We start from the raw sequence: 2494 nt of genomic DNA on the forward strand, positions 1-2494 counted from the left end.
CTGCGGGTGGGGGCGGTGGTCGCTGTGGAGGCTGAGGCTGGGGCGGATTCCGGCCACTCTGCGTGAAGGGCGGCTTCAGCGGGTGACTGTCGGTGGCTAGAGTCACCGATGGGGCATCGGGTGTGCGCGGTGTGGCTCCGGGGAGAGGGAGACGCGCGCTGTCCTGCCGAGCGGGCGGGCTGGACCGGCCATCGGGTCGACGAAGCATCGAGCGAGCAACAGAAGCAAGTACTACTCGAAGCCCGAGTCAGCCGACCGGGCAACCCCCGGTTTTCGGCGGCGTTCCACCAGCAACTGACCGTCAATCTGGCCCGCGCACTGAGAGATGAGCTGGCCTGCACCAACAAGCCGGATATTCCGGATGACTTGCAGCTCAGTAAATAGGCGTAGGCGGAGGGGCGCGCGAAGGCATTCGGTGCGCGGGTTTGGTCCATGCTCCCGCGCACCGAAGGTCTGGGGCCTATCGGCCCTGCCGACCCTCGCCCTCCGTGCAGCGGAAGCAGCGGCAGCGCGGCCATGGCGAGGGGTCCGGAAGTGCGGTCGGGTCTCCAGCGCCGTCGTGAGTGCGGGTCTGGGGTGAGCCGACGCGTCGGCCGTTCCGGTCCACGCGGTACGTGCGCAGCGTCAGGCGGGAGGTGCCCGGCTCGGGTGGGGTGCCGGCGTTCACCGTGGCTCCTTCCCCGTCGGCGGGCGGTGACAGGTGCAGCCGCAACGGCGTACCAGCGGCAGCAGGCCCACGCTGTGCGGGAGCGGGATGTTCCGCAGGCGGCGGCACGCGTCGTGTACGTCCTCGTATCCGGGCCTGCTCGCCAGTGTGCACTCCGGCGACAGCTCCCGCGGGTCCGCCACCGTGGCGGGACCCGCGCTCATCGCTCGCCCCCGTCCGGCTGTGGCGGGTAGCGCACGGCGCACGTCTGGCAGGCGTACACGACGAAGCCCGGCCCCGAGTTCTGGTGCACCACGGCGACCACCACCGGGGTCTCGGTGGTCACCTCGCAGCGCACGCACATGCGCACCGGCATCCGTACCGGCAGGCGGGGCTCCTTGTCCGGCGTTCCCATCACGCCGCCCTCTCCGCACCGATCACATGCAGGTCGAGATCGACTCCGTAGTCGGCGGCCAGGACCAGGGCGACCCGGCGCCGCGTCTGTCGCGCCCGCTCGCGCTCACGCTCCTGGTCAGCTCGCTCGACTGCGAGGACGTACGGGCGGATGGGGGCGGTACGGGTGCCGTCGAGGACAACGGGGAGGCCGTACGGGGAACGGGGTTTGGGGAGCGGTACGACCACTGGGCCAGACTGCCTCTCTTGTTGGCAGATCGGGGCCACTGCGGCGGGGTGCGTGCCCGCCCGGCGCCTGCCTGTGCCTGGCCCGAATACGCCAATGATCCAGTGCGCCAGGGCGTGGATAATGCCCACTGTCATCAACTCTCTGTCGGTTGGTGGCCATGCCCCGGGACCGTTCGCGCGGTCGCCGGGGTCTCGTCTGCACCCGAGCTTACTAAGCCATGTAGAGCTATGCATAGCTCTCTGAAGATTCGTGTAGCTCTCTACCGACCTATGTTGCCCTTGTGAGTGACCGCAGTGAGGTGCCCGACTTCAACCCGCAGGGGTCCCAGCTCATCTACGTCGCCGTAGCCGACCACGTCGAGGCGAGGATTCGCACTGGGGCGTTGCGGCCCGGCGCCCGTCTTCCCTCGGAGCGTGATCTCGCTCAGGAATACGGCGTCGCCTACCTCACCGTGCGACGGGCCGCCCAGGTTCTGCGTGAACGAGGGCTCGTCGAGACCGTTCACGGCCGTGGGACCTTCGTCGCCGACCCGCTGCCCGAATCAGCTCCGGGTGTCCCGGGAACGGGCGAGGGGCCGGTCGGCTGACAGGCGGGGCTGCGGATCGGCCTCTGTCAGCCTGCCGTCCTCGGGAACGTGACCTCCACTCGGCGGTTCTTCTTGCGGCCTGCCTCGGATGCGTTGTCCGCGATGGGGTACTGCTCGCCGTAGCCACGCACCTCGAAGGTGACGCTCGCGTTGTTGAGGTCGCCGGCGAGGGCGGCCTGGACCGCGTTCGCTCGCTGCTTCGACAGGACGTCGCCGTGGGCCGAGGAGCCGAGGTTGTCCGTGAAGCCGAAGACGCGGATCTGGGTGGCGTTCTGCTTCTTGATCTCCTCGGCGATACCCGCGATGCGGGCCTTAGCGTCGGCGCTCAGCTTGGCGCTGTCCTTGCCGAACAGGACTTCCGCCTGGAGCGCGAACTTCACGTCCGCGTTGGTGTCCTCGCGCCGCTCGTCCCCCGTCTCGTCCTCGACGACCTGCTTGATGTCGAGCACCTTGGGCTCCGCGAGGGTGGCCCCCTCAGGGAGCTTGAGGTCGGGGTCGTTGGGGTCCACCTCCACGGGGGCTGTGGCGGTGGGTTCGGTGCCTGGGGGGACGCTGGGGTCGTCGGCATGGGCGGGAGGTGTGGTGAGCAGCAACAGGGTCGTCGCGAGCAGGGCCAGGG

4 protein-coding genes are annotated in these 2494 nt (G+C 69.4%); 1 reads left to right on the plus strand and 3 read right to left on the minus strand.

Going from position 1 to position 2494, the window contains the following annotated elements:
* Positions 1-866 precede the first annotated feature (866 nt).
* Together P1P75_RS41040 and P1P75_RS41045 are read right to left on the minus strand one after the other, a co-directional pair.
* A complete protein-coding gene (locus tag P1P75_RS41040; RefSeq protein ID WP_319265015.1) occupies positions 867-1061 on the minus strand; it encodes a hypothetical protein in 195 nt (64 codons plus the stop codon).
* Positions 1061-1288 carry a hypothetical protein gene (locus P1P75_RS41045; RefSeq protein WP_319265018.1) on the minus strand — a complete coding sequence of 76 codons (228 nt, stop codon included), beginning with the start codon at positions 1286-1288 and terminating at the stop codon, positions 1061-1063. The genes P1P75_RS41040 and P1P75_RS41045 overlap by 1 nt, the downstream gene beginning before the upstream one ends.
* Before the next feature lie 281 nt (positions 1289-1569).
* Here P1P75_RS41045 and P1P75_RS41050 point away from each other — a divergent pair, with 281 nt between their 5' ends.
* On the plus strand, positions 1570-1875 hold the full coding sequence (locus P1P75_RS41050; RefSeq protein ID WP_319265020.1) for a winged helix-turn-helix domain-containing protein: 306 nt from the start codon (positions 1570-1572) through the stop codon (positions 1873-1875).
* A gap of 26 nt (positions 1876-1901) precedes the next feature.
* Here the strand turns inward: P1P75_RS41050 and P1P75_RS41055 are convergent, their stop codons facing one another.
* Positions 1902-2492 (minus strand): OmpA family protein, encoded by a 591-nt coding sequence (locus P1P75_RS41055; RefSeq protein WP_319265022.1) that lies wholly within the window; start codon positions 2490-2492, stop codon positions 1902-1904.
* Positions 2493-2494 lie beyond the last annotated feature (2 nt).

It is taken from the genome of Streptomyces sp. ID05-39B (assembly GCF_033794725.1).
Lineage (GTDB): Bacteria > Actinomycetota > Actinomycetes > Streptomycetales > Streptomycetaceae > Streptomyces > Streptomyces bobili.